This is a genomic window from Mumia xiangluensis (assembly GCF_010994095.1).
GTDB classification, from domain to species: Bacteria; Actinomycetota; Actinomycetes; order Propionibacteriales; family Nocardioidaceae; genus Mumia; species Mumia xiangluensis.
Map to the genome: position 1 here is coordinate 128,254 of NZ_WJYO01000002.1, position 26,415 is coordinate 154,668.

The 26,415-nt window shown below is 71.8% G+C and carries 20 protein-coding genes; 9 read left to right on the top strand and 11 right to left on the bottom strand.

Translation table 11 applies throughout. The annotated features are described in order from the left end of the window. Position 1: 1 nt before the first annotated feature. Entirely contained in the window at positions 2–1,015 is a 1,014-nt protein-coding gene (locus GH747_RS06795; protein WP_149768839.1) for a zinc-dependent alcohol dehydrogenase, read from the bottom strand. An 80-nt stretch (positions 1,016–1,095) separates the two neighbouring features. On the opposite strand from GH747_RS06795, the gene GH747_RS06800 reads away from it, so the two are divergent. Next, positions 1,096–3,471, top strand: a complete 2,376-nt coding sequence (locus GH747_RS06800; RefSeq protein WP_205602835.1) for a CDP-alcohol phosphatidyltransferase family protein — start codon at positions 1,096–1,098, stop codon at positions 3,469–3,471. Further along, positions 3,465–3,866 (top strand): hypothetical protein, encoded by a 402-nt coding sequence (locus tag GH747_RS06805; protein WP_149768840.1) that lies wholly within the window; start codon positions 3,465–3,467, stop codon positions 3,864–3,866. The genes GH747_RS06800 and GH747_RS06805 overlap by 7 nt, the downstream gene beginning before the upstream one ends. Here the strand turns inward: GH747_RS06805 and GH747_RS06810 are convergent. Together GH747_RS06810 and GH747_RS06815 are read right to left on the bottom strand one after the other, a co-directional pair. Then, positions 3,813–4,565 (bottom strand): anti-sigma factor family protein, encoded by a 753-nt coding sequence (locus tag GH747_RS06810; RefSeq protein WP_149768841.1) that lies wholly within the window; start codon positions 4,563–4,565, stop codon positions 3,813–3,815. The two genes, GH747_RS06805 and GH747_RS06810, sit on opposite strands and share 54 nt — an antisense overlap. Next, positions 4,562–5,071: a sigma-70 family RNA polymerase sigma factor gene (locus tag GH747_RS06815; protein ID WP_149768842.1), complete on the bottom strand. Its 510-nt coding sequence runs from the start codon at positions 5,069–5,071 to the stop codon at positions 4,562–4,564. The genes GH747_RS06810 and GH747_RS06815 overlap by 4 nt, the downstream gene beginning before the upstream one ends. Before the next feature lie 110 nt (positions 5,072–5,181). On the opposite strand from GH747_RS06815, the gene GH747_RS06820 reads away from it, so the two are divergent. The 3 genes from GH747_RS06820 to GH747_RS22410 all read left to right on the top strand — a co-directional run bounded on the left by GH747_RS06820 (position 5,182) and on the right by GH747_RS22410 (position 12,722). After that, a complete protein-coding gene (locus tag GH747_RS06820) occupies positions 5,182–6,789 on the top strand; it encodes an FMN-binding glutamate synthase family protein (RefSeq protein ID WP_149768843.1) in 1,608 nt (535 codons plus the stop codon). An 83-nt stretch (positions 6,790–6,872) separates the two neighbouring features. After that, the gene (locus tag GH747_RS22405) at positions 6,873–9,758 is read left to right on the top strand and encodes a helix-turn-helix transcriptional regulator (RefSeq protein ID WP_163695358.1); all 2,886 of its coding nucleotides are present in this window, start codon (positions 6,873–6,875) and stop codon (positions 9,756–9,758) included. Between the two features lie 66 nt (positions 9,759–9,824). Beyond that, positions 9,825–12,722, top strand: a complete 2,898-nt coding sequence (locus tag GH747_RS22410; RefSeq protein WP_163695361.1) for a helix-turn-helix transcriptional regulator — start codon at positions 9,825–9,827, stop codon at positions 12,720–12,722. 11 nt (positions 12,723–12,733) lie between these two features. Here GH747_RS22410 and GH747_RS06835 read toward each other — a convergent pair whose 3' ends face one another. Further along, positions 12,734–13,015, bottom strand: a complete 282-nt coding sequence (locus tag GH747_RS06835; protein ID WP_149768846.1) for a hypothetical protein — start codon at positions 13,013–13,015, stop codon at positions 12,734–12,736. Between the two features lie 178 nt (positions 13,016–13,193). On the opposite strand from GH747_RS06835, the gene GH747_RS06840 reads away from it, so the two are divergent. Next, complete coding sequence (locus GH747_RS06840; protein WP_149768847.1) at positions 13,194–13,514, top strand: hypothetical protein; 321 nt, start codon at positions 13,194–13,196, stop codon at positions 13,512–13,514. Between the two features lie 7 nt (positions 13,515–13,521). On the opposite strand, the gene GH747_RS06845 is transcribed toward GH747_RS06840, so the two are convergent. The 6 genes from GH747_RS06845 to GH747_RS22015 are packed head-to-tail and all read right to left on the bottom strand — an operon-like array spanning position 13,522 to position 21,658. Then, a complete protein-coding gene (locus GH747_RS06845; RefSeq protein ID WP_149768848.1) occupies positions 13,522–14,283 on the bottom strand; it encodes a copper chaperone in 762 nt (253 codons plus the stop codon). After that, on the bottom strand, positions 14,280–16,424 hold the full coding sequence (locus tag GH747_RS06850; protein WP_149768849.1) for a tyrosinase family protein: 2,145 nt from the start codon (positions 16,422–16,424) through the stop codon (positions 14,280–14,282). The genes GH747_RS06845 and GH747_RS06850 overlap by 4 nt, the downstream gene beginning before the upstream one ends. Positions 16,425–16,436: 12 nt before the next feature. Next, on the bottom strand, positions 16,437–17,558 hold the full coding sequence (locus GH747_RS06855) for a hypothetical protein (RefSeq protein ID WP_149768850.1): 1,122 nt from the start codon (positions 17,556–17,558) through the stop codon (positions 16,437–16,439). Then, the gene (locus GH747_RS06860; RefSeq protein ID WP_149768851.1) at positions 17,555–17,974 is read right to left on the bottom strand and encodes a hypothetical protein; all 420 of its coding nucleotides are present in this window, start codon (positions 17,972–17,974) and stop codon (positions 17,555–17,557) included. Before GH747_RS06860 ends, GH747_RS06855 begins: the two co-directional genes overlap by 4 nt. A 25-nt stretch (positions 17,975–17,999) precedes the next feature. After that, positions 18,000–19,250 carry a hypothetical protein gene (locus GH747_RS06865; protein ID WP_149768852.1) on the bottom strand — a complete coding sequence of 417 codons (1,251 nt, stop codon included), beginning with the start codon at positions 19,248–19,250 and terminating at the stop codon, positions 18,000–18,002. Then, entirely contained in the window at positions 19,247–21,658 is a 2,412-nt protein-coding gene (locus GH747_RS22015) for a hypothetical protein (protein WP_194842891.1), read from the bottom strand. The genes GH747_RS06865 and GH747_RS22015 overlap by 4 nt, the downstream gene beginning before the upstream one ends. Positions 21,659–21,994: 336 nt before the next feature. Between GH747_RS22015 and GH747_RS06875 the strand changes: the two genes are divergently transcribed. Both GH747_RS06875 and GH747_RS06880 read left to right on the top strand, forming a co-directional pair. Beyond that, positions 21,995–22,681: an AfsR/SARP family transcriptional regulator gene (locus GH747_RS06875; RefSeq protein WP_205602836.1), complete on the top strand. Its 687-nt coding sequence runs from the start codon at positions 21,995–21,997 to the stop codon at positions 22,679–22,681. Between the two features lie 39 nt (positions 22,682–22,720). Beyond that, complete coding sequence (locus tag GH747_RS06880; protein ID WP_149768854.1) at positions 22,721–23,914, top strand: PQQ-dependent sugar dehydrogenase; 1,194 nt, start codon at positions 22,721–22,723, stop codon at positions 23,912–23,914. 12 nt (positions 23,915–23,926) lie between these two features. On the opposite strand, the gene GH747_RS06885 is transcribed toward GH747_RS06880, so the two are convergent. Continuing rightward, the gene (locus GH747_RS06885; protein ID WP_149768855.1) at positions 23,927–24,853 is read right to left on the bottom strand and encodes a cation diffusion facilitator family transporter; all 927 of its coding nucleotides are present in this window, start codon (positions 24,851–24,853) and stop codon (positions 23,927–23,929) included. 110 nt (positions 24,854–24,963) lie between these two features. Between GH747_RS06885 and GH747_RS06890 the strand changes: the two genes are divergently transcribed. Further along, a complete protein-coding gene (locus GH747_RS06890) occupies positions 24,964–26,373 on the top strand; it encodes an amidase (protein WP_149768856.1) in 1,410 nt (469 codons plus the stop codon). Positions 26,374–26,415 lie beyond the last annotated feature (42 nt).

A 26,415-nucleotide genomic window follows, 5' to 3' on the forward strand; every position in this document is an offset into this window, starting at 1 on the left:
GTCACGGCGAACACGGCGCACCACCGCTCGGCTGTCCGACGGGGCCGTAGTCGACCACGTGGCACAAGGGCGCGCCTGTCCCGGAGACCAGGCGCGCCATCGTCACCGGCAGGTCCTCGAACCGTGACCGACCGGTCAGCAGCACGTCGAACGCGTCGTCGTGCAGCAGCTCGAGGGCGAGGCGGAGCCGATCCCGCGTCGTACGCCGGTGGGCGCGCGCGGGTGAGAGCGTCCCGACCTGGCTCGAGCGGATGCTCAGCCGTCGGGAGTGGAAGGCGCCACCGAGGCGCAGCTCGACGGGCGTGTCGCCGTACCAGCTCAGGTCGACGACGGTGCCGTCGGTCGCGAGGAGGTCGAGGGCGTGCTGGAGCCCGGTGGCCGTTGCGCTCGCGTGGAGGACGAGGTCGCACGCGCCGACGGCCTCCTCGGGTGCGGCGAACCCGACGCCGAGCGCGGCCGCCGTCGTCGCCCGAGCAGCGACGGGGTCGACGAGCGTGACCTCCACCCCCGGGATGCGCGCCAGCAGCCGCGCGACGCAGCACCCGACCATCCCGGCCCCCACGACAGCGACCCGGTCGCCGACGAGCGGCGCTGCGTCCCAGAGCGCGTTCACCGCCGTCTCGACCGTCCCGGCCAGCACCGCCCGCCGCGCCGGCACGCCCGCGGGAACCTCGACGACGGCCTCGGCGGGAGCGACGTACGCGGTCTGGTGCGGGTAGAGGCAGAAGACGGTCCTCCCCCGCAGGGCGTCGGGCCCGCGCTCGACGACGCCGACGTTCAGGTAGCCGTACTTGACCGGACCGGGCAGGTCGCCCTCCTGGAAGGGCGCGCGCATGGCTGCGTACTGGTCGGGCGGGACCCGGCCGCTGAAGACGAGCGCCTCGGTCCCCCTGCTGATCCCCGAGCTGAGCGTGCGCACCAGGACCTCGTCCGACCGTGGATCGCCCAGGCGGACGTCGCGGAGCTCCCCGACCCCGGGCTCCCGCACCCAGAACGCCTGCGCCTGCTCGACCACCCGACACGTCCTCCGGCCTGATTGAACCGATCGGTCTCCGCGACCGTTTCTGCACTCGTACCGAGGAACACGGAGGAGCCGTGCCGAAGGTTCAACGCTGGCCGGTCGCCGGCCTGATCGGATCGCTGCTGATGCTCGTGCTGCTCGACCTGTGGGTCGGGCTCCGCGAGGTCGGCTGGGTCGTCGGCCTGCTGGTGTCGGCCGGGGTCGCAGCGCTGCTGAGCGGTGCGCTCGCGCGAGCAGGAGCACGGCGGTTCGGACCTGCGAACGCGGTCACGCTCTTCCGCTCGGCGCTCACCGTGGCGGTGGCGGCCCTCGCAGCCGGCACGAGCCTGGACGGTCCCGCCCTCGTCGTACTCGTCAGCCTCGCGTCCCTCGCACTCGCGCTCGATCTCGTCGACGGGTGGGTCGCACGCCGTACGGGCACGGTGAGCACCCTCGGCGCCCGGTTCGACATGGAGGTCGACGCGCTCCTCGTCCTCGTGCTGAGCGTGGTCGTGGTCCGGTCACTGGGGTGGGCCGCTGCCTGGGTCCTGCTGATCGGAGCCGCACGGTACCTGCTGCTCGTCGCGGCCGTCCTCGTCCCGTGGTTGCGCGAACCCACCCCTGTACGCCCGTGGGCGAAGGTCGTCGCAGCCGTCCAGGGCGTGGTCCTCACGGTCGTCGCCGCAGGAGTCCTGCCCCGGCCGGTGGAGCTCGTCGCGCTGGCGGGCGCACTGGCTCTTCTCATCGAGTCCTTCGCCTGGCAGGTGCGGTGGCTGTCCCGCCACCGCGACCACCGTCGTACTGCACGCTCACACCGGGTGCCAGCCGTCGCCCCCGCAGCCACGGCCGCCGCAGCCCTCGTGGTCTGGGTGGCGCTCGTCCTCCCCGACCGCGCGACCGACCTCTCCGCCGCCAGCGTGCTGAGCGTCCCGCTGGAGGGGGCGCTCCTGCTGGCGCTCGCCGTGCTGGCGCCGCCGCGGGCCGCTCGGGTCGCCGCGGTCGCTGCCGGCCTCGTGATCGCCGTCGTGGTCCTGCTCAAGGTCCTGGAGGCCGTGTTCCGAGGTGTGTTCGACCGCCCCTTCGACCTGCTCAACGACGGCTACTACCTGGGGCCGGGGTTCGGGGTGCTCGTCGACTCGGTGGGCAGGACCGCCGCGGTCGGCGCCGTCGTCGGGCTCGTGCTGATGGTCGCCGCGATCGCGGTCGCCCTGCCGTGGAGCCTCCTCCGGCTGACCCGCGCGGCTCGCGGACGGCGCGGGCTCGCGCTCGGGGTCGCCGGCGCCCTGACGCTGCTCTGGGCGGGCGCGGCCGCCACGGGTGCGCGAGTCCCGGGAGGTCCCGAGGTCGCCACCGCCTCGACGACCACCGCCGCGTACGGACAGGTGACGCGCCTGCGCGCCGACCTCGAGGACCGCAAGGCGTTCGGGCGTGAGATCCGCTGCGACCCGTACGCGGACGTCGCGCCGGCCGGGCTGCTGGGTGCGCTGCGGGGCAAGGACGTGCTGCTCGTCTTCATCGAGAGCTACGGCAGGGTCGCCGTCGAGGGCTCCAGCTTCTCGCCGGCGGTGGCAACGGCGCTGGACCAGGGCACGCGGAGCCTGACGGCATCCGGGTACGCGACGCGCAGCGCGTACCTGACCTCGCCGACCTTCGGTGGTGCGAGCTGGCTCGCGCACGCCACCCTGCAGTCAGGGCTCTGGGTCGACAGCCAGCAACGCCACGACCAGCTGCTCAGCGCGCACCGTCTCACCCTGAGCTCAGCCTTCCGTCGCGCGGGGTGGCGCACCGTGCTCGACGTGCCGGCGAACACGCGGCCGTGGCCTCAGGGCACCCGCTTCTACGGCGTCGACCAGGCGTACGATGCCGGCGACGTGGGCTACCGCGGGCCGGAGTTCAGCTACGCGACGATGCCCGACCAGTACGTGCTCGCCGCGCTGCACCGCCTCGAGCTCGCCGACGCCGACCGGCGTCCGGTGATGGCCGAGGTCGACCTCGTCTCCAGCCACCACCCGTGGACGCCGCTCCCCCGTCTCGTCGACTGGGACGACGTCGGCGACGGCTCGGTCTTCGACGACATGCCGGCGCAGGGGCTCTCCCCCGACGAGGCGTTCCGGGACCCCGACCGGATCCGGTCGCTGTACGGCCGATCGATCGTCTACACCTGGCAGGCACTCGTGTCGTACCTGCAGCACTTCTCCGATCCCGATCTGGTCGTCGTTGCGCTCGGAGACCACCAGCCCCACCGCTACGTGAGCGGTCGCGACGCCGGCCGCGACGTCCCGGTCTCGGTGATCGCGCAGGATCCTGCGGTGCTGCGCGCCGTCGCCGGGTGGGGTTGGCGTCCGGGCCTGCGCCCCGCTCCCGACGCGCCCGCGTGGCGGATGGACCGCTTCCGCGACACCTTCCTCGAGACCTTCAGCCTCGAGCCCTTCAAGAGATCCGCCCACGAGGGAAGGAACCCGCCATGTTGATTCGTATCGTCGCGGCACTCGCCGTGCTCGTCTCCGCCGTCGTCCATCTGTGGTTGTGGGTGGACGGCGTGAAGGACCAGGGGGTGGTCGGCGGGGCGTTCCTCGTGAACGCGTTCGCCGGCGTAGTCATCGCGATCCTGCTCGTGACCTGGATGCACTGGATCCCGTTGTTCCTCACAGCCGGGTTCGGCCTCTCGACCTTCGGCGCGTTCCTGATCTCTGCGACCGTCGGCCTGTTCGGCGTGAACACCGGATGGAGCTGGTACGCGTGGGTGGCCGCGATCGTCGAGGTCCTCGCCGTGGTCCTGGCCGTGGTCGCCGCGCTACGGGAGGGCTACCTCTCACGTCCCGGTTCTGAGCACGGGGGCTCCGTCGGCGTCGCGGACCTCCACTGACGCGATGTCGGCACGCGCCGTGGCGGTGGCCGCCGTGAGATGCATCGTCTTGCCCGCGACGCCACGCCACGTCGCCACGTGCTCCTCCTGCCCGTCGCGCGTGCGCACCACCAACGCGTACGTCGGCGTCCCGCCGTACTCGCCCGCGTACGGCCCGGAGGGCTGCGGATAGCTGCAGGTCAGGTCCAGCTTCGTCCCCCACGCGACGGTGCTCATGGCGAGGTTCGCCGTCATCGTGGTCTCCTCGGCCACCGGCACCATCGGCGTACCGGTGCTCGGGTTGCCCGTGCTCGGCGGGCTGGTGGGCGGGCTCGTCGGCTGGCTGGTCGTCGGGGTCTGCGCGGCAGGCTCGTCGCGCGTCGCCTCCCACCGCGCCCCGACCGCGAACCCGGCAACGACCACCGCCACGGCTGCGGCTGCGGCAATGCCGCCCCTCACCCACTGGCGCCGGCGCTGCTCTCGCGCCGCGAGCGCGACGACGATCGGCCGCAGGCTCTCCGGCACCGGCTCGTCCGAGGCCGGCGGGTCCCAGACGTCCGCCGGCACCTTGGCCAGCAGGCCGGGGATCCCCGCGAGCTCCTGCACGGCCTGCCGGCACGCGGCGCACCCGGCGAGGTGACTCTCGAACTCGAGGCGGTCGGCGGTCGACAGCGAGCCGAGGACGTACGCGCCGTCAAGGTGCTCGTAGGGGCAGCTCATGCCGTCACCCCCCTCTCCTCGAGCGCGAGGCGCAGCGCCCGCAGAGCGTAGTGCGTCCGTGACTTCACGGTGCCGGGCGGAACGCCGAGACGCACGGCGGCGTCGGCGACCGACGCTCCCCGGAAGTAGCACTCTACGAGCACGGCCCGGTGCTCGTCCGTCAGCTGTGACAGCGCGTCGGCGACCATCCACGAGGTGAGGAGCTGATCCGTACGGTCGGACTCGCCGGCGTCGGGCACGTCCGGCATCGGGATCTCACCCCGGACCTTCCGCGCGCGCCAGTCGTCGATGACGATGTTGCGGGCCACGGTGAACAACCACGCCCGCAGCGACCCTTCCGAGCGCTCGAGCGTCGGACCCGCCCGCCACGCCCGGAGCAGCGTCTCCTGCACGACGTCCTCGGCGCGCGCCCGGTCGTACCCCGTGAGGCGCAGGCAGAACCGCCACAGCGCCTCCGCATGAGCATCGTGGAGCCGCTGCATCACGGCGTCGGGGCTCTCGGACATGGCACCTCCGCCCTCTTCCACGTCCTGCCGGCCCGGATGGTTCACAGCAGACCACGAAGACGCCCGGAGGTCGAGCGATGGGCAGGCGGAACTTGGGGTACCGGGTCCGCATGAAGAAGAGCTGGGCACTCCCGGCGGCGGCGCTCGGCGCCATTGCCGCCCACGACCTCGTGCAGCGACGGCACGCCATCCTGCGCAACTTCCCCGTGATCGGTCACGTCCGTTTCTGGCTGGAAGCGCTGGGACCTGAGCTGCGGCAGTACATCGTGGCCGGCAACGACGAGGAGCGGCCGTTCAGCAGGGACCAGCGCCGTTGGGTGTACGCCTCGGCGAAGCTGCAGAACAACTACTTCGGCTTCGGCACGGACAACGACCTCGAGCACAGCGACGGGAACGTGATTGTCCACCACCGCACCTTCGGGCGTACCTATCCCACGCATGGTGCCGTCGGGCAGGAAGCCCGCCTTCCCGCTGCGAAGATCCTCGGCGGTCCACGGGGACGACGTCACGCGTTCCGACCCCAGTCGGTCGTCAACGTCTCCGGGATGAGCTTCGGATCGCTGTCCGGGAACGCGATCGAGGCGATCAACCGCGGCGCGGCAGAGGCCGGGTGTCTGCACAACACCGGTGAAGGGGCTGTCTCGCCGTACCACCGCATGGGTGCCGATCTCGTCTTCCAGATCGGTACGGCCTACTTCGGGTGCCGTGACGACGACGGCCGGTTCAGCCTGAGCACGCTGAAGGAGCTCGTCGACTCGGCGCCGGTGAAAGCGCTCGAGATCAAGCTCAGCCAGGGTGCTAAACCGGGCCTCGGCGGTGTCCTGCCGGGGCCGAAGGTGTCGAGAGAGATCGCGGAGACCCGCGGCGTGACCGCCGGTGTCGACTGCCTCAGCCCGTCGCGCCACGCCGCGTTCGACGACGTCGACTCCATGCTCGACTTCGTGGAGCTGCTTGCGACCGAGACCGGGCTGCCGGTCGGGATCAAGTCCGCGGTCGGCGACATGACGTTCTGGGAGGACCTGGCCGACGCGATGGAGTCCGGTGAGCGGGGGGTCGATTTCGTCACCATCGATGGTGGGGAGGGCGGGACCGGTGCGTCACCGCTCACCTTCACCGACGCGGTCTCCCTGCCGTTCCGGCTCGGGTTCGCCCGCGTCTACGGCACCTTCGCCCGCCGTGGCCTCCACGAGAGCGTCACCTTCATCGGCTCCGGCAAGCTCGGCCTCCCCGACAACGCTGTCGTGGCGTTCGCCCTCGGTGCCGACCTGATCAACGTCGCGCGAGAGGCGATGCTCGCGGTCGGCTGCATCCAGGCGCAGAAGTGCCACACCGGTGAGTGCCCGACCGGCGTCGCCACCCAGAACCCCTGGTTGGCGCACGGTCTCGACCCGGCGGGAAAGGCGGAGCGAGTCACCAACTACGTGAAGACGCTGCGCCGCGATCTGCTCAAGGTGTCGGAGACGTGCGGCGTCGAGCACCCGGCCCTGATCGGACCTCGCAGCGTCGAGATCATCGACACCCTCAGTCGCGGCCAGCTCCTCGACGCCGTCTACGGGTACGAGCCCGGCTGGGGCTTCCCCTCGGCTCGCGACCGCGACGACATCGTCGCCATCATGACGGCGACCGACGAGGAGGAAGCGGCGACCGTGGGCCCTCCGGAGACGGCCGAGGACGGTGTTCAGGAAGCAGAGATCGCCGGCGAGGGCGCCGTCGACTAGAGGCGTCGGTGGAGTGTCTCGTCCCGCGACGAGTCGATAAAACTCTGCAGGGCGCCGCGATGCCGACGTGTCACGATGCGGAAATGGACAGGGCGGCCCCATCGCCCCCAGCACCTCCAGTCCTCGTCGGACGCGACGACGAGTGCCGGCGCCTCGATGCGCTGCTGTCGTCGGCCGCGTCGGCGAGGGCCGGCATCATGCTCGTCAACGGCGACGCAGGTATCGGCAAGACCGCGCTCGTGCGCAGCGTTGTCGACACCTTCGCGGCGCGCACGCGCGGGACGACGGTTCTCACCGGGACGGGGCTCCCGCTCGCCAGCATGAACGTCCCGCTTCTCGCCGTGCGTGGACTGGTCCGGTCCCGTCCGGCGCACCATCCTGGACTCGATCTGGGCACCGACCAGGACGTCTCGGAAGCGCCGGTCGCTTTCGACGAGTGGCTGGACACCCTGCTGAAACACGGACCGGTCGTCCTCGTCCTGGACGACCTGCACTGGACGGACCAGAGCTCGCTCGACGTCCTCCACTACGTGGTGACGGGCCCGGAGAACCGGCCGCTGGCAATCCTCGCGACCGTACGAACGTCAGAGGTCGGCGACAGGCACCCGCTGTCGCGGTGGGTCGCCGACGTACGGCGCCTCCCCCGTGTCGAGGAGCTCCCACTTGGACCTCTGGGAAAGCCCGCAACCCTCGACCAGCTGGCCGCTCTCCTCGGTGGGACGCCGCACCTGTCCTTGGTCGACGACGTCTATGCCCACACCGCAGGCAACCCCTACTTCACGCGGCTCCTCGCCGCCGGACTCCCGCACGACGCCCGTGCACTACCGGACACGATGCCGTCCTCGCTTCGCAGTGCACTGCTGCGAACCTGGTCGACCCTCTCGCCGACGGCGCGGCGAGGCACCCAGGTACTGGCCGTCGGCGGCCAAGCAGCGGGGTACGACGCGCTCGCCGACGTGGCCCCCGAGCTGCCCTGGAACCTCGCGCTTCCCGAGGCGGTGGCGTCCGGCGTTGTCGACGCCCTCCCGGGAGGTGCGTACTGGTTCCACCACCCCCTGATCGCTGAGATTCTCGAGTCGGAGATGCCGGCGGGCGAGCGTCGGGCGCACCATCGCGCGTTCGCACGGTGGTGGCAGGTGCGGCCATCGTCCGGCGAGCCGGCGGCCGAGGCGGCGCGCGCAGCATTGGTCGCCGATCACTGGTTCCGTGCTGAGGACGTGGTCGCCGCGCGAACGTGGGCGGTGCGGGCTGCGGACGCATCAGCGCGGGCGGGCGCCTGGTCCGAGACGTTGCGGCTGCTGCGCCGCGAGCTCGCACGAGAGGAGTCCGCCGGAGAGGTCCCTGACACCGACACGCGCGGTCTGCTCCACCAGGCACGGGCGGCTGCGGAAGCCTCGGGCGACATCGAGGCAGAGCTCGAGCTCATCGAGAAGCTGCTCGCCGTGATCGATCCCGCAGGGGACCCGCTGGCGGTGGCAGAACTGCTGATCCGGCGCGGGTTCGTCCGCTACCTGACCGGGCGTGAGTTCGATGACGGCGATGCCCTTGCTTACGCCGAGGAGCTCGCTCGAACGAGACCGCCCTCCGCGACCCTCGTCCGTTCGATGGCGTGGCGGGCGATGAACGGGCGCTGGGAGGCGAGCCGCAGCGCGCAGCTCAGCGAGGACGCGCTCGCACTCGCCCGTGAGAGCGACGACGCCGTCGGGATCGCGCTCGCCGCGAAGTCGGTGGTCGCGTTCTTCGGCGACGATGCCGCTTCGGCCATCTCCTACGCCTCCGAAGCCTTGACGCATGCCGTACGGGAAAAGGACTGGCTGACAGCCGCGATCAGCGCGGAGTTCAGTGCGACTGCCGGTGACACCGCCTGGTCTCCGTGGTTCGCCGACGAGGTCGCCCGCCACCGCGCATTTCTCGAGACGGTCGGCGCACCGATACATCAGACCGTGTCGTTCGCCGTCGTCGAGGCGGACGCCCGTCTCAGCATCGGAGAGTGGGAGGCGTGCACGGCCCTTCTGCGTTCCTGCATGGCCGTGCGGATGCACCCCATGTGGGACGCGGGCGCGCGGTTGTCGCTCGCACGCCTCGCAGCAATGCAAGGTCGGCCCCCCGAGGCCGCCGGCCACCTCGCTCGCGCCGAGGAGCTGATCGCTGACGCTCCCCACTTCGCGGCGCTCGAGTTCGATGCCGTCCGCGCCATCGTTGCCCTTGCGGCTGGCGATCCGGAAGCCGCCTACGCGCACGCGGTCAACGGGACGACCTGGGACACACTGCCGCCGACGATGGCGGAGTGGCTCGTCCCGCTGGCGGCCCGCGCCTTGGCCGATCAGATGGAGAGGCACAGGGCCGTCGGAACCGATTCCGGCGGCGTGCTCGTCACACTCCGCGAGCTCACCGCCGCCTACTCGCACGTGATCGTCGAGCCCGGCGAGATGACGCCCTGGTGGATGCTCGATGTCGAAGCGCTGCAAGTGCTCTATCGCGCCGAGATCGCGCGTGCGCTGAACTCCGCCGACGCGGCACCACTCTGGCGCGTCGCGACGATCCGTGCGCGCCGAGCGCGCCTGCGCTGGGACGAGGCCTACGCCGGGTGGCGGTGGGTTGAGGCACTGTTGCGCTCCGGCCAGCGTGGCCTCGAGACGGCGACCGTCCTGCGGGACTCGTACCGGCTCGCGTCCAGACTTGGCGCGGCGCCGATCGTGTCGGCGCTCGAGCGGCTCGCCACGAGCTCGCACATCTCCCTGGCGGAGGTGCTGGATGATCACGAGAATCCGGTCGACGACGACGTCCTCCCCGGGCTGACTCCGCGCGAGCGTGAGATCGTCGCCCACCTCGTCGCCGGACGGACCTACGCGGAGATCGCCTCCTCGCTCGTCATCAGCGAGAAGACGGTGAGCTCCCACGTCTCGAACATCCTGCGCAAGACCGGAGCGAAGAACCGCGTCGACCTGACCGTTCTCGTTGGCACGTAGCCACGGCTCCGTTGATTCGATAAAACTCTGCAGGTCGCCGCGATGCCGTCGTGTCACGATGCGGAAATGGACAGGGCGCCCCCATTGCCCCCAGCACCTCCAGTCCTCGTCGGACGCGAACGCGAACGGGAGCGGCTCGACGCCGTCCTCGACACGGCGGGATCCGGCCGTGCGAGCACGCTGATCGTCCACGGTGAGGCCGGGGTAGGCAAGACGGCGCTCGTCCGCGCCGCCGCGACCGCCCTTACTGATGGGCTCGCGCTGTACGGCGCCGGGCTCCCGCTGTCGAACCTGACGGTGCCGCTGCTCGCGATCCGGTCCCTCGTCCGCGAGCTCCCCGACGGCGTCCCTCCCCTCGACCTGCCGACCGGCCACGACGTCGCCGACGCGCTGGTCGGCGTCGACGCATGGCTCGACGGGCTCGTGGAGGCGGGCCCGGTCGCGCTCGTGCTCGACGACCTCCACTGGGCTGACCAGACGTCGCTAGACGTCCTCCAGTACGTCGTCGCCGGACCCGAGCATCGCCGACTCTCGATCGTGGCCACGGTGCGCTCCGGAGCGGTCACCGACGAGCACCCGCTCACACGCTGGCTCGCCGACGTACGACGGCTTCCCCGCGTCGACGAGATCACGCTCGCGCCGCTGGACAAGGCGTCGACGCTCGACCAGCTCACGAACCTCCTCGGGGAGACGCCCCACGGATCGCTGGTCGACGAGGTGTACGCCCGGACCGGCGGAAACCCCTACTTCACCCGCCTCATCGCGGCCGGACTCCCGAGCGATGCTCGGAGCCTGCCGGACGAGATGCCAGGGTCGCTGCACGACGCGCTCCTGCGGACATCGTCCTCGCTCTCGACGTCCACGCGGCGCGGAACCCAGGTGCTCGCGGTCGGCGGTCACCCGCTGACCTACGACGAGCTCGACGAGGTCGCTCCCGATCTCGGGTGGGACGGAATCATCCCCGAGGCGGTCGTCGCCGGGGTCGTCGACGCGCTCCCCGGTAGACGGTTCTGGATCCACCACCCGCTGCTCGCGGAGACTCTCGAGGCTGAGCTCCCTGCGCGCGAGCGCCGTGCCCGCCACCGTGCGTTCGCGCAGTGGTGGGAGGCACGACCACCGTCGAGCGAAGTGTCCGCCGAGGCTGCTCGCGTCGCCTACGTGGCCGACCACTACTTCCACGCGCAGGACGCCGACGAGGCACGGATCTGGGCGTTGCGCGCGGCAGAGGCCGCAGAGTCGGCGGGCATGTGGTCGGAGGCGCAGCGCCTGCTCGAGCGGGAGCTCGCGCACGAGCCGGCATCAGGAGCCGCCGTCGCACGGCTCGATCTCCTGCACCGCGCGCGTGCTGCCGCCGAGATGTCGGGCGACCTCGATACCGAGCTTGCGCTGGTCGATGAGCTGCTGGCTCATGTCGACGCGGAGACCCACCCATTGGCGGTGGCGGATCTCATTGTCCGGCGTGCCAGCGTCCGCCATCTCACGGGTCGCACCTACCACGACGGCGACACTCTGGAGCATGCAGAGGCGCTTGCCCGCTCGCAGCCGCCGTCGGCGACGCTCGTTCGGACCCTGGCATGGAGTGCGATGCACGGTGGCTGGAAGCCCGACAGGAGCGCCGCACTCAGCGAGGAGGCCGTCGCGATCGCCCACGAGATCGGAGCCGCGCTAGGGATGGCCCTCACGGCGAAGAGCGTCACCGCCTTCGTCGGTGGCGACGCGACGGCATCGATCGACTGCGCGGCCGAGGCAGTCGCGGCGAGCGTGCGCGAGGGCGACTGGGCGTCGGCGGCGAAGAGTGCCGAGTACCGGACCTGTGCGAGCGACGGCGCGTGGTCTCCCTGGTTCGCCGAGCAGATCACCCGTGACCGCGAGCACCTCGTCGCGGCGGGGGCCCCTCAGCACGAGATCGCACTCTTCGACATCCTCGAGGCCGATGCCCGCCTGTGGACCGGCGACTGGGAGAGGTGCGTGGCGATCTTGCGGTCCTGCATGGCGACGCGGCTGCAACCGATGTGGGACGCCGGTGGGCGCCTCACGCTCGGGCACCTCGCCGCGCGGCAGGGACGTCCGGTCGAAGCAGCGTCGCACCTGGCGCGAGCCGAAGAGCTCGTCATCGACACGCAGAGCTTCTACGAGCTCGAGTTCGACGCACTCCGCGCGATCGTCGCGCTGGAGGCCGGTGATCCGGACGCGGCGTACGCTCACGCCGTCGCGGGGATGGACTTCGACGGCCTCCCGCCGAACATGGTCGAGTACCTGCTGCCGCTCGCAGTGCGGGCACTCGCCGACGGCATCGAGCGACGCCGAGCTGCCGGTGAGGACGTCGACGGCCTCCTCCGTAAGGTGACCGAGCTCGCCGCGACCCACCGGCACGTCGTTCTCGACATCGGGGAGATGCAGCCCTGGGTAGTGGCCGAGACGGAAGCGATCCAGGTCCTCTATCGCGCCGAGCTGGCGCGGGCCACGGCGAGCCCGGACGCGTGCCTGCTGTGGCGGGTCGCGACGATCCGCGCACGTCGAGCATGCCTGCGCTGGGACGAGGCCTACGCCGGCTGGCGGTGGGCCGAGGCGCTTCTGCGCTCCGGACAGCGTGGTGGCGAGACCACGGCCGTTCTGCGCGACGCGCACCGTCTCGCGCTGCGGCTCGCAGCCGTGCCGATCATCGAGGCTCTCGAGCGCCTCGCGGTGGGCGCGCACATCCCCCTCACCGAGGTGATGGGCCACCCAGACGGCGCGCCCGCCGAGGCCCCCTTCCCCGGGCTGACCGCCCGCGAACGGGAGATTGTGACCTACCTCGTCGCAGGACGGACCTACGCCGAGATCGCAGACGCGCTCGTCATCAGCGAGAAGACGGTGAGCTCGCACGTCTCGAACATCCTCCGCAAGACAGGGGCCCGGAACCGCATCGAGCTCGCAGTCCTGGCGGAGAAGCGGCGGACGCCGGGTGCGGCGCCCGCTCGCTGACGGTGACGGTCTCACTGCTCGGGCAGCCAGGGCGGAGCCTCGGCCGCACTGGCCACGTGGTCGCACTTGACCACACGCGTGCCGATTCGCCTGGCGTCACACGTGGAGTCGTTGAGCGACGGCGACGCCGGGTATGCGCTCTCGGGATCGGGTTCGGTGGTGCCGGTCGTCGCAGCGTACGGGCCGTCGTCGGGCACGGGACGCGCCTGCGCGGTCGCCGCAGGGAGCGAGAACGCGAAGGCCAGGGCAGCAACGGCTGCGACGGTACGACGGTGGTGACGGGTGGTGTTCATGATGGTGTCCTTCGTGGGTGGTGGATGGAACTTCTCCACGGTCGGACGCCACCCGCAGTGCAGGCATCGGGCACGACCCCTCAGATGTGCACCTCAGACCCCTCAGACCTTCGACACGCCACCTCACCGTGGACATGCCGCTGGACCCGCGAACCCTGCGCACGCCATCCTGGACCGCATGAGCGACGACCCCGCGAACGCGACCACCGGCGGGGTCACGTACGGCAAGCGCGCTGCTCCGCGTCCGGCCAGCCCGTCTGGCCCGGCCTGGCCGTACCCGACCTGCGTCCGCTTCTGCGCCATCCCCCACGAGACCGGCGAGCCGTGCCGGTCGTTCGGCGAGGAGGCGTTCCTGACCCTCCGCAGCGTCGACCCGGAGACCGGGGAGCCGGCGTTCGCACTGATCTTCCCCGAGCGACCCGACACCCCCGACGTGACGCTGACGGCCTACCAGGCCTCCGTCCTCGCGGCCGAGCTCTCGCCCGAGAGCCTCCGCTGACGCGGGCTCAGTGGGTGTGGCCGTCCAGCGGCACCGCCGGTGACCCTGGTCCGGCGCCGGCCGAGACGCCGTACGAGAGAGCGAGCGCGAGCAGACCGAGCCCGACGATCACGAGAGCGCCCTCGGCCCTCGGGACGTCTCCGCCGCGGCGACGCTCGAGGAGCCCCAGCACCGTTGCGGTCGCCATGACGATCAGGCCGTGGCCGATCATCACCGCGGTCATGAGCACCCAGCACGTCGCGACGCACCGCCGCGCGGTCGCGACGCCGTACAGGGCGCAGTCACGGTCGGCCCGCCACCCTCGCGGAGACAGCGGCATCGTCATGGCGCACTGGCGGACGAGGCGACGCCGTCCCGGCGAGAGGTACGCGACGACGGCGACCCCGAAGCCGACCACGATCGCCGGACGCCACCCGATCGCCGACACGAGCAGACCGCCCGCGACGATCGAGGCGGTCGCGACCAGGATCCACACGCCGAGGTAGCCGGCGAGGTACGCCAGCGGCGCCCGGTAGCGCCGCTGCCACAGGCTGTTGTGCGCGACGTGCGCGACCTGCGGCAGGACGAACGGCACCATCATCGCCACCGTCATCACCGCCGCGTGGCTCAGCGCGTGCGACGGAGGATGCACCTGCGCCGAGCCGAGGAGGTGCCCCGGCTCGACGAGCGCTGCCACGAGCAGCGCCACCCAGGCGCCCCCCGCGAGCGCCACCGCGAACCACTCGGGGTGGTACCAGTGCGTCCGGACGACGAACGACGTGCTGGTCATGCGTAGAAGAGGCTCACGCGCCCGACCGAGATGTCCCCCTCCGCCGTCCCGCCTGACGGGTCAGGCAGCGGGGTGAACGCCACGGTGAGCTTCTTCGGCTCCCACTGGCCGGCGGCAGCGAGGGCCTTGACGACCTTGGTGATCTCGAACGTCGCGTTCTTGCCGCTCCCGCTGTGGGTGTCGCTCTTGCGGGACGCCTCGATCACGCCGAACATCGGCAGCTGCCCGATCTCGCGGTCGGGGAACTCGGTTGCCTTGGCGCCGGCCGGCACGTTGATGTGGACGAGCACCGGGCCGGCACTGAGCTTGGTCGCCGTGATGTTCTCCAGCCGGAGGAACACGCGAGACCCCGGTGGCACGGTCCCCGACTCGTCGACGAGCCGGGCGAGCGGACCGCGGGGAGCACTGACGTCGATCGGCACCGAGGAGGGTCCGGACCGGATCGGCACCGGCCCCTTCGACGCGCCGACGAGCTCGGGTGGGCGTGTCTCCTCCTCGCCGATCTCCTCGGTCTCGCCGGTGGGTTCGCCGAAGGCCTCGCGCGCGCCACGCTCGGGCATGTCCGAATAGCGGTACCCCAGCGGTGGCCGGCGGGGGTCGATGACCTGCTCGGTCCTCAGCGTCGTCGTGGTCCCCCCTGCTCCGAACACCCAGTGGGCGTCGCGCCACTGCTTCTCGCGCGGGTTGTTCCGACGAGGCTGCCGCAACCAGACCTCCCACAGGCGGTCGATGTTGGCGTGGTGCAACCAGAACACCGGGTCCTGCGCCGCCGTCTCGAAGAGCGACATCAGGCCCAGCGGATTCCGCCCACCGACCGCCACGTGCACGAGACCGTGCGGGACCTCTTCCAGTGCGCCCCCACCGGGCCCGTTCTCGTGGGTCCCGACGGGCGCCGTCCGCCCCCCGAACGCGGGCAGGAAGCGGTCGGTGAACGAGGTCTGGTCCATCGCCCTGCTCACCGCGACGTCCCGTGGCGCCATCGGGTCGCCCCGCTTGATCGCGTCGCTGCGCAGTGCGACCGCGAGCGGGTTGTCGACGTTGTCGGGCGTGCGCGCGGCGCGGAACGCCGGCGGCAGCTTCGCGACGTCGGGCCGGCTCGCGTCGCTGTAGTTCCAGAACGGCAGTGCCCAGCCGCTCGGTCCACCGAGACGCACGATCTCGTCGCGGACGATCCGTTCGAAGTGGTGCAGGTAGATCCGGTGCCAGGGCAGGAAGTGCCAGCTCTCGTGCTCGCACGCGTTCCAGACCGCGCCCGAGGGCCACGAGCCCCGCGCGATGAAGGTCCCGTGAGCCTCAGCGAGGTGACGCCAGCCTCGGGGGTCGGCGAACGCCCCGGTGTCCCGGGCCTTCATCGCCGTGACCGCGCGGGCGTACCAGAGGATCGTCGGGTGCCAGACGTTCGTGGCGCTGAGCGTCCACACGTCCTCGCGGACCCGTACGGCGGGGGCCGGCGTGGGCGTGGGGGTCGGTGTGGGCGTCGGGGTCGGTGTGGGCGTCGGCGTCGGCGTCGGGGTCGGGGTCGGCGTCGGCGTCGGGGTCGGAGTCACCGCGAGCTTCTCCAGCTCCGGCCACGTCTTCGGACCGATCACCCCGTCGCGCACCAGTCCGCGGCAGGCCTGGAACATCTTGGTCGCGAGCTCCGTGCCTTGTCCGAAGCGGCAGTCGACGACCAGCGGGTCCTGCCCGAGGGCCTTGAGCTGCGGCTGCAACGAGGCGATGTACTGCCGCGTCCCCTGACTGGTGTCGGTGCACGACGGCGTGCTGGTGCGCCACGCCTCGAGGAAGCGGTTCAGCAGGTGCTGGGCGTAGCCCACCGCCGGGTTGCGCGAGCGCTTCGCGTCGGTGCTGCGGTGAAGCAGCGGCCGCGGACCGGTCGGCGCTGCCGGCGGGCCCTCACCCGGTGCGCACCGCGATGGACCCCAGGTCTCGCCCTCCGACCCCGTCTCGGGAACGGCCTCGGGCCACGCCTCCGGCCACGCTTCCGGAACGGTCAGCGGTTGCTCCGTCTGGACGGGGTGCTCGTCGAACCACTCCCCCGTGACCGTGTCCAGATCCTCGGAGGCGAAGGGGCTCTCGTCGAACCACTCCCGCGTCCCGACGTCGGCCTCCGTCGTCCGCCACGGCGACTCGTCCTCGCGCATGGTGCACCTCCGTCATCGCTTGGTCAGCGGTCGTGGAGCCGCGACGACCTGGACCGGTGTCGGACGCTCCTTGAGGTTGCGTCCCGACGCCGCAGCCCACTCGGTGATCACGCGTCGCACCTCCGTGCCGAGCGGCACCGCACCCGGTGGCAGCGGCGGGACGGTCGGCGGGGTGGTGCTCTGGTAGAGCAGCCACGCGCGCCCGCTGTCGGTGACCCAGCCCGCCTCGAGGGCGCGCAGCACCAACGACAGCTCCTGCGCCATCGCGAAGAAGGAGTTGGCGCGTGAGTGGGGTGGCATGCCGACACGCTCACCGATCACCCGAAGCCGGTCTGCAGCGCTGGTCGCCTGGGCCCGGAGGTCGACGACGAGGGGCGTGTTGGAGCCCAGGGTCAGCTCCACCCATCCCATCGCGGTCGTCGCAGCGAGCTCCTCGCGGCTCAGCAGCGCGTTCTGACGCCGCGAGCGCAGCATGAACCCGAGCTGCTCCGCGAGCCGGTAGATCCGGTCGTCGTCCGTGGTGTTCCCGGCGACGAGGTTCCGGACGTTCTCGATCGCCCGCCACAGCTCGTACAACAGCTCCTCGAGCAGGGCCACGAACGTGCGGTTGGAGGCCTCAGCCTTGTCGTACGGGTACGGCGCGTTGGCGTCCGTGCCGTGGGCGAGGTCCATCCCGAACATCCGGTAGTACGCGTTGCGACGGACGGCCTCGGCGTCGGGGCGGACCCCGCTTGTGGACAGCCAGGCGGCGACCGGGTTGTGGGCTCCGAACAGCAGCGTCTCGGTCGTGTCGAGCCACCGCTGCGTCGCCACCGACGGGATCCCGAGCCCTTCGCCACCCCGGAACGCCCGTACGACCCTCGCCAGGATCTGCGCGGCCCGGGTGTTCTCGATCGCGTACGCATAGATCAGGTGGTCCCAGGCCGGCTGGGACGGCATCGGCACCCCGCTGAAGGCGCCGTCGTTGAACAGCGCCACGCGTGCCGGGCCGGCCGGCGGCGGGTTCGGTGCCCACGGGTTGGCCGCGTCGAGCACCTGCTCCATCCGCCAGATCAGGTCCAGCGGGTCGGCCGTGATGACCTGTGCCTCGGCGACGGCACCGCCGCCGAGCTGTTGGACGAGCTGCGTGATCATGCCACCGACTCCTCGTAGTAGACGCCGTCGACGACCGGCCGGGCCTGCCCGATGAAGGAGACCGGCTCCTCGTACGCCGTCGCCAGCTGCTGGAAGTTGGAGTCGCGGTCCCCGCCGAGCGCGTTCCGGATGAGGGCAACCGCCTCCGCGACCCCGGGTTCGAGCTCGAGGGCGGTCGAGGGTGGGACGATGCTGCGCAGCGGCCCCATCACCTCCGCGATCTCCGCGAGGCCGATCGCGAGGCCGTCGAGCCCGGCGATGCCGCCGAGCGTCGTCCAGACCTTCGCGAACTCCTCCGACGACGTCTGCTGCATCGCCTCGATGACCTCGAGGAGCTCCTCCGTACGCTCCCCGATCGTCTCCATCGACGACGCGAGGGACTTCATCGTCAGGTTTCCGCTCGTCTTCTTGGCCACGACTGCCACCTCCGCTAGGCGCCGCTCAGGCGGCGACGCTCCGTTGACCGGTCATCCACGTCCGTGCTCGCGAGATCCACTCGCCGGCTCGCTCCGGGTTCTCCGCCTCGCGCAGCCCGGCGAGCGCGATGAGGCGGATCCCTTCCGTCCCGCGCCAGTGCGGCGACGTCCACAACGACGGCCCCGCGCTCCGCTCGAGCTCGGCGAGCGCGGTCGGCGACACCTTCTGGGGATCGACCAGAGCCGTGACAGGGCGGTCGCGGAAGCCCGGGACCGGGGTGCCGAGACAGGTGGCCGCGATCGCCGGCATCCGCTGGTGCGACCGGAGCAGCAGCGGCACGGTCGTCGCCTCGGCGCGGCTCGGCGGGTACGACGTCAGGATCGCGCGCTCCAGCCGGTCCCACGGACCAGGTCCGTAGGCGTGGCGGCACATCGCGCAGCCCAGGAGCGTCCGCAGCCAGCCGATCGGGTGAGGGTCGCCGAGCGGCCAGCGGAAGAGTGTCCGTTCGTCACCGACGACGTCGTGCAGAGCCGCCACCGATGCGAAGCCGGTGAGCACGAACGCGTACACGTCCGCTGCGATCTCGCTGCTCCACGGCTGCCACATCGCGCGCAGCGCCGGGTCGTCGGCGAGCGTCGTGCCGAGGGCGTCCGACAGCGCAGAGTTCCAGCCGGAGAGGTGCGCGACCTGGTGGCCGGTCTCGTGGAAGAGCGAGGTGGGCCGGTACAGGTTGTGCCGGACGATCTTGACCGCCGCCACCGGGTTGACCGCCCCTGGAGCCCACAGCCGGATCCCGACCCGGAGGATGCTGGCGCCCAGACCTTCCCCCAGGTAGGTCAGGACCGGCGGGACAGGGAGGCCCAGCGGGCGCAGGACCTGGTCGATGCTCTGGTAGGCGACGGAGTCGAGGAACTGCAGCGCCGTACGGAGGTGGGCGCTGGTGCGGGTGTTGACGGCCTGACCGAAGAAGTCGAGCGTCGTCTCCACCTGGACGTAGCGACGGCGGAACTGCTGCACCGCCGCGTGCGCGTCCGCCAGCGCAGCCGGGTCCAGGCGGCTCGCGCGGACCGCCGCCGTCGTGGTGCGCCCGTTCTCGAGGAGCTGCTCGACCGTTCGCGCCAGCTGTCTGCGCACCGGCACGCCGATCGACTGCTCGAGCGACTCCCACGCGTGACGCGACGCGAACTCCTCGGCGTCGATGAAGCACTGCGCAGCACCGACCCAGTGCCCGAGCTGGCGCTGGAGCTCCTCGGCGATCAGGCGGTGCTCGTTCACGGCTTGGACCTCCCCGGTGTGACCGTGACGGTCACCGGCGCCGGCGCCGTCGTCGGCGGGGCCGCAGGAGCGGTCGTCGCAGGAGCGGTCGTCGCCGGTACGGCGGTGGCGGGCGCGGGCGCGTCGTCGTCCTCTGCCTCGGCGGAAGGTCCGGCCACTCCCCTGACGTGCACGTTCACCGTCACGCCGTTGGCCGGGTCCTGCGCGGCCCGGACGAACTCGTGGCCGCGGGTGCGGACGAACTCCGCCAGTGCCTTCGCGACGCTCGACCGCAGCCGGCGCCGGTTCCGCGACGGGGGACGCCGCCGTCCGCGTCCACGTCCGACCGGGGCACGCCGACGGCGACGACGCGGCCCTGGCATCGCCGCGAAGGCCGCCCGCAGCAGCGCCCTGAGCAAGGTCGTGCCGCCGGGTCCTGCGGACACCGACGCGGCGAGCCGCTGGGCGTCGGCCTCGGAGAAGTACAGCGACAGGCGCACCTCCCGGCGGTTCTCGTCGGTCCGGACCCGGCCGTCGCTCGGCTGCGCCACCTCTCCAGCGGACGCTGTGGTCGTCGCGGCAGGGGTCTCGACCTGCCCGATCGGCTCCAGGTAGAAGAACCGCTGCCCGACGGAGATGCGGTGGCGAGAGGCGAGGAACTGCGCGGGGGCGTCGACGCCGAGGCGCGGCTCACGCAGCAGCACTCCCGCGTTCGCGACGGTGAGCGGATGCAGCTGACCGTGCGCCCCGCGCGGGAACGCTGCGCCTCCGATCTTCTCGAGGCGTGCCAGGCGGACCAGCGTGGTCCCAGGCCCGGACTCGTACACGTGCACGCGGAACCGGCCCGGCAGCGCGATGCCGGCAGCCCGGAGCGCGGCGTCCAGCGTGGTTCCGCCGAACGTCGTCACGGTCGCAGCGATCGCTGCGGTCACCTCGATCTCCGGGACCCGCGAGAACTTCTTGTACGCGATGGCGGTGCGGGCGCGTCGTACGACGAACGACCCGCCGAGCGACGGCGCGATCTGCAGGTCGGGCCGGACGAGCTGGGCGGGGAAGTTGGCGGCGACCGCCTCCTCGAAGGCCTCGGTCAGCGCAACCTGCAGCAGGTCCTCGTCCTCGAAGAACTCGCCCGGCTGCTCCGACAGCCTGCGGACGGTGTCCTCGACGGTCGCTGCGAGGGCGGCCGGTGCGGCCTCCTGCTCGAGCTGACCGGGGCGCCCCTGCTCGAGGCCGATGACCCTCAGACCGACGTCGACGATCGCCGACGAGAGCGGCCCCGAGAGCTTGGGCCCGACCCACTGACCGATGAGCTTGGCGAGGAACCCCGACAGGAACCCCACGACCTTCGGCCGACCCACGATGCGGATCCCGAGCCGCAGGGCCGGGAGGATCGCGGGGATGAACTGGTCGACCGCCGGTGTCAGGTCCTCCCCCTCCTGCGCCGAGGCGATCCGGTCGATGAACAGGCTCCGCGCCTCGGCGAGCGCCTCGAGCTCGTCGGAGGAGGGCGGCGCTGCGCCCCGCTCCTGGTCGTGGCCGAAGCTCTCGCCCTGCTCCAGCGCCTCGCCGCCGAGCACAGACTCGGCCAGCGCGGCGTCGAAGGACTCGGCGAGCGTCTCCGGATCTCCCGCAGCGACGGGCGTCGGCGCGAAGGACGTGACCAGGAACTCCTCCTCGGCCTCGCCCTCGACCAGCTCCTCGGTCTCCTTCTGGCCGAGGCCGAAGCGCCGCGCGAGCGCACGTGCGGGCTCGTGCAATGCAGCGGGCAGCTTGTTGATCGCGATCGCCAGCACGCGCTGGAGCAGCGGCCGGACTAGCGCCTTGAGCTTGTTGAGGATCGGGCCGAGGATCGGGAGCGCAGCCTTGGCGATCTTGCCGGCGGTGCTGACCACGGTCTTGACGACGCTCTTGGCCTTCTTGATGAGGCCGCCGATGAACTCCTCACCCGCGACGCTCACCCCGGCGGACCCGATCTCGAAGCGGTCGAGGAGCTCGTCGAGCTGGTCCGGCGCCATCCCCTCGAGGTCGAGGCTCTGCACGTGGTCGGCGAACCGTTGCACGCACCGCTCCGCCTCCGAACCGATCGGAGCCAGGTGGGCGTCGGCGAGCTGGCGGCGCTGCTCGGCGAGCTGCATCGGCTGCTCCCCTGCCAGCCCGGTCTCGGCGGCTTCCGCGGTCTCCGCGATCAGCTCGGCCAGCGCCTCGTCGAACTGCTCGTCCCGGATGCTCTCGAACGCCTCCGCGACGATCTCGCCGACCTCTCCCTCTCCGTCGAAGTCCTCGCTGAGCAGCTCCGCGAACGGAGTTGTCACCTCGGTCCACGGCAGGAACCCGAGCGTCGCCGGCGGCGTCTCCGTGCTGACGCTCTGCTCGGAGAACGGCGTCTCGACCTCGAGCGCGCCCCCTGCGGTTTCGTCGATCACGGTCATCGCGCCCTCCCGGAGCTCGTCCCTTCCGGGCACCCAGGTGCCCGACACGCACCAGCCTGCAGGCCACCCGTACCCGTCACGGACTCGTGGATGCCCGCGCGACGACCCGTCCCGTGCCCCGTGGCGGCACCCCCGCGTCCGTCTCGCGTCCCCGCACCGTCGCCCTCGCGTCCCGACTGGCCAGGTCGGTCGACAATGCCGGGAGGCGCGACCTCAGAACACACCTATGCTCGTGAGGTCGAAGACATGTCGCGCAGACCCGCCCGCGCCCGTCTCCGCCGTCGCGTGCCCCCCTCCGCCTCGTCAGGACGTGCCGCGGACCTAGGAGCACAGACCGTGGCCAGCTCGAACGGATCACGTCGCGTCGGCGTCCTCGGAGGGCTCGGGACCCGGCCCTCGGAGCGGTTGTCGGGCGCGGGGCGCCGCCTGCTCGCCTATCTCGCCGTGAAGGGGCCCCGCGCGAACCGGTTCCTCGCCGGCACCGACCTGTGGCCGGAGGTCTCCGAGGCGCGTGCGCGAGCCAACCTCCGCCGCGCACTCTGGCAGCTCCCCCGTCGATGGGTGCAGCCCGACGGCCCCGACCTCCAGCTCGATGCCTCGGTCGACCTGCTCGATGCGCGTCGCGTCGCCGACCACGCACTGGCCGCCGACCCGGTCGCTGCCGACGAGGTGGAGCTGCTGAAGCACGACCTGCTCCCCGGCTGGTACGAACCGTGGGTCCTGGACGAGCAGGACCAGTTCCACCTGCACCGGATCCAGGCCCTCGAGGCGGTCTGCCGGACGGCATCGGACGCCGGGGCGTACCCGCTGGCCACCGGGGCCGGGCTGGCGGCCGTCTGCGCAGAGCCGCTGCGCGAGTCCGCCGTGACGGCACTGGTCCAGGCGTTGGTGCTCGAGGGGAACCGCGTGGAGGCTGCCCGGCGCTACCGCGCGTACGCTCAGCGGTTGCGCCACGAGATCGGCGCCGCGCCCGGGGACGACCTCGTCGCGCTCGTCCGCCCGTACCTCCGCCGGCGGGGGTGACGGTCGGCGAAACCAGCCCGCCGGAGTCAGACTGGGGCGATGGCCACACGTCGAGCGACCGCTGCCGGTGCCGCCCTCCTCTGCTCCGCGCTCATGCTTCCGGACGGTGCCGCCGGAGCGAGCGCCTCCGTCACCGCCGCCACCGCGACCGCCCCCGCCGAGCGTGCCGCCCCCGCCAGCGTCGTACGGGCCGCCCCGCTGCGGTCCACCACCGTCCTCACCGACCTCGACCACCCGTGGGACATCGCATTCATCTCGTCGTCGCAGTTCCTCTTCACCCAGCGCGACCGCCGTACGATCTCGCTCGGCACCGTGACCGGCGGGAAGCGCGTGGTCGGGCGCGCGGCCGGCATCTGGGCCGGTGGCGAGACCGGGTTGATGGCGCTCGAGCTCGCCCCGGACTTCGCACGGACCCGAAACTTCTACACCTGCCACGGCTACCGCTCCGGTGCCACGAAGGACGTCCGCGTCGCCCGCTGGCGGCTCAACGCCGCGCGGACGAAGGCGCGCCTCGTCAAGACGATCGTGCGCGGACTGCCCTCGACCAGCGGACGCCACGGCGGCTGCGCGCTCGTGTTCGGCAGCAGCGGTGCACTCTTCATCGGCACCGGCGACGCAGCCGTCGGCCGCAACCCGCAGCGCCTGCGCTCCGGCGGCGGCAAGGTCCTCCGCGTGAACGCCCGTACCGGACGCGGCCTGAAGGCGAACCCGTACGCGGGCTCCCGGTACGCGATGAAGCGGCGCGTGTACACCTACGGGCACCGCAACGTGCAAGGTCTCGCTCGGCGCGGCAGCCAGATCTGGTCGGTCGAGCAGGGCTCGTACCGCGATGACGAGGTCAACCTGCTGCGTCGCACGGGCAACTACGGCTGGAACCCGGTGCCCGGCTACAACGAGTCGGTGCCGATGACCGACCACGGGCTCCCCGGCAAGCAGCGGGCGGCCCGCTGGCGCTCGGGCGACTCGACGCTCGCGACGACCGGCGCAGCCTGGCTGCGCGGCTCGATCTGGGGCAAGCGGTCCGGCCGCGTGCTCGCGGTCACCACGTTGAAGGCCGAGCACCTCCGTCTGCTCCGGTTCACCAAGAAGGGACGGCTGACCGGACAGTCGGTGCAGCTGCAGGGCCGGTACGGCCGGCTGCGCGCGGTCACGGTCGCACCCGGTGGCGCGCTGTACGTGTCGACGTCCAACGGCGGCGGCACCGACCGCATCGTGCGGGTGCTGCCCGGCTGAGCGCGCGCACGATCACGGTCCGGGCCGGACCGCCCGCCTCAGGTCCGGCTCGAGGTAGATCACCTGTGCGATCGGCACGGCCGCTCTGATCCGTGCCTCGGCGCCGTCGATGGCGGCAGCGATCTCGGCGGCGCTCTCGGTCGCGTCGACCTCGATCTTCGCGGCGACGAGCAGCTCCTCCGGACCGAGGTGCAGCGTCCGCAGGTGGATGACCGACGGCACCCCCGGACCGACGATCGCAGCCCGGATCGCGTCCACGTCCCTGCGGGTGGCCGACTCCCCCAGCAGCAGCGACTTCGTCTCGACGGCCAGCACCACGGCGATCGAGACGAGCAGCAGGCCGATCCCGGCGGTGCCGGCGGCGTCCCACCGGCCGTCGTCGGTGACCAGCGTCAGGCTGACCCCGAACAGCGCGAGCAGGAGGCCGATGAGCGCGCCGAAGTCCTCCAGCAGCACCACCGGGAGCTCCGGCGACTTCGCGTTCCGGACGAACGACACCCACGACTCCCCACCGCGTACGGCGTTCGACTCGTGGATCGCGGTCCGGAAGGAGTAGCCCTCCATCGCCATCGCGGCGAGCAGGACCGCGATCGGCACCCACTGCCAAGAGTCGATCGGCTCGGGGTGCTCCCACTTGTGCCACGCCTCGTACAGCGCGAACAGACCACCCACGCTGAACAGGACGATCGACACGATGAAGGCGTAGATGTAGCGCTCCCGCCCGTACCCGAACGGGTGCCGCTCGTCGGCCTCTCTCCGGGCCCGCCGGCCTCCGAGCAGCAGCAACGCCTGGTTCCCAGAGTCCGCCACCGAGTGCACCGCCTCGGCGAGCATCGAGGACGCGCCGGTGAGGAGGAACGCGAGGAACTTCGTGAGCGCGATGCCGAGGTTCGCCGACAGCGCCGCGATGATCGCCCTGTTGCCGCCGTGTGCGGACACCCAGCCTCCTCACGTCCCCGTCGTCACTTCGTACGTCACCACCTCGCCGGGGCGCAACTCGCTGTTACGCTCCGGGATGACCCCGGACACACGCACGACCAGGAGCAACCGTGTCGCACTCCGACCGCGTCCACGCCTTCCGTGACGACATTCTCGGCGACCTCGACGCAACCGGCATCGCGGAGCTGATCGCCACCAAGCAGGTCAAGCCCCGGGAGGTGACCGAGGCGGCGCTCGCCCGCGTCGAGGCGGTCTCCGGCCTCGATGCGGTCGAGCACCTGGACGCGTCCCGAGCCCTCGAGGCGTCCGACCGCGACGCGACCGGCGCGTTCGCCGGCGTCCCGACGTTCGTCAAGGACAACGTCGACGTCACCGGCTGGCCGACCGGCAACGGCTCCGAGGCGTACACGCCTCGCCTGGCACGGACCGACAGCGACGTCGTCCGCATGTGGTCCGAGCAGGGGCTGACCTTCCTCGGCAAGTCGAGGCTCCCGGAGTTCGGCTTCAGCGCGGCGACCGAGTTCATGACCCGGCCACCGGTCCGCAACCCGTGGAACCCTGCCTACTCGCCGGGCGCGTCGTCCGGTGGGTCTGCGGCGCTGGTCGCGGCAGGCGCGGTCCCGATCGCGCACGCCAACGACGGCGGCGGGTCGATCCGCATCCCCGCCGCGGCCTGCGGCCTGGTCGGCCTCAAGCCGACACGGGGACGAGTCGTCCCCGACAAGCTCGACACCACGATGCCGGTGAAGATCATCGGCCAGGGCGTCGTCACCCGGTCCGTCCGCGACACCGCCCGCTTCTTCGCGGCCGCCGAGCAGACGTACCGCAACCCCCGGCTCCCGGCCGTCCGCCTCGTCGAGCGCGCCGGGTCCGCGCGTCTGCGCGTCGGCGTCCTGTACGACTCGGTCACCTCCGAGACCGACCGCGACACCCGCCTGGCGACCACGGCGACCGCCGAGCTCCTCGCCGACCTCGGCCACCGCGTCGAGGAGATCCCGCTGCCGATCACCCAGCAGTTCGCCGACGACTTCTCGCTCTACTGGGGCTTCCTGGCCTGGTACCTCGCGACCACGGGCAAGCGCACGCTCGGTCCCGACTTCGACGTGGCCCGCGCCGACAACCTCACGCGTGGCCTCGCCGACGCGTTCCGGCGCGGGATGCACCGGTTCCCCGCGGCGCTCTACCGTCTGCGCCGTACGGAGCGCACCTACCGTGCGATGTTCACGACATACGACGTCGTGCTCTCGCCCGTGCTCACCCACACCACCCCGAAGCTCGGCTACCTCTCGCCGACGCTCGACTACGACCGCCTGTTCGCACGCCTCCAGGCGTACGTCGGCTTCACACCTCTCAACAACGTGACCGGCGGTCCTGCGATCTCGTTGCCGCTCGGACAGACCCGTACGGGGCTGCCGCTGGCGTCGCACCTGTCCGCCGACCACGGCGACGAGCGCACGCTGCTCGAGCTCGCGTACGAGCTGGAGGAAGCCCGCCCGTTCGCACGCATCCAGGACACGTGAGTCGCTGCCCTGACCCCGGGCCCGACTGGGCCTAGGTTGGGG

Excerpts from the sequence above, each read along its gene's own strand:
- GH747_RS06805 (WP_149768840.1), top strand. The coding sequence starts at position 3,465 with ATGTTGATTCGTATCGTCGCGGCACTCGCCGTGCTCGTCTCCGCCGTC.
- GH747_RS06810 (WP_149768841.1), bottom strand. The coding sequence starts at position 4,565 with ATGAGCTGCCCCTACGAGCACCTTGACGGCGCGTACGTCCTCGGCTCG.
- GH747_RS06815 (WP_149768842.1), bottom strand. The coding sequence starts at position 5,071 with ATGTCCGAGAGCCCCGACGCCGTGATGCAGCGGCTCCACGATGCTCAT.
- GH747_RS06820 (WP_149768843.1), top strand. The coding sequence starts at position 5,182 with ATGAAGAAGAGCTGGGCACTCCCGGCGGCGGCGCTCGGCGCCATTGCC.
- GH747_RS22405 (WP_163695358.1), top strand. The coding sequence starts at position 6,873 with ATGGACAGGGCGGCCCCATCGCCCCCAGCACCTCCAGTCCTCGTCGGA.
- GH747_RS22410 (WP_163695361.1), top strand. The coding sequence starts at position 9,825 with ATGGACAGGGCGCCCCCATTGCCCCCAGCACCTCCAGTCCTCGTCGGA.
- GH747_RS06835 (WP_149768846.1), bottom strand. The coding sequence starts at position 13,015 with ATGAACACCACCCGTCACCACCGTCGTACCGTCGCAGCCGTTGCTGCC.
- GH747_RS06840 (WP_149768847.1), top strand. The coding sequence starts at position 13,194 with ATGAGCGACGACCCCGCGAACGCGACCACCGGCGGGGTCACGTACGGC.
- GH747_RS06845 (WP_149768848.1), bottom strand. The coding sequence starts at position 14,283 with ATGACCAGCACGTCGTTCGTCGTCCGGACGCACTGGTACCACCCCGAG.
- GH747_RS06850 (WP_149768849.1), bottom strand. The coding sequence starts at position 16,424 with ATGCGCGAGGACGAGTCGCCGTGGCGGACGACGGAGGCCGACGTCGGG.
- GH747_RS06855 (WP_149768850.1), bottom strand. The coding sequence starts at position 17,558 with ATGATCACGCAGCTCGTCCAACAGCTCGGCGGCGGTGCCGTCGCCGAG.
- GH747_RS22015 (WP_194842891.1), bottom strand. The coding sequence starts at position 21,658 with ATGACCGTGATCGACGAAACCGCAGGGGGCGCGCTCGAGGTCGAGACG.
- GH747_RS06880 (WP_149768854.1), top strand. The coding sequence starts at position 22,721 with ATGGCCACACGTCGAGCGACCGCTGCCGGTGCCGCCCTCCTCTGCTCC.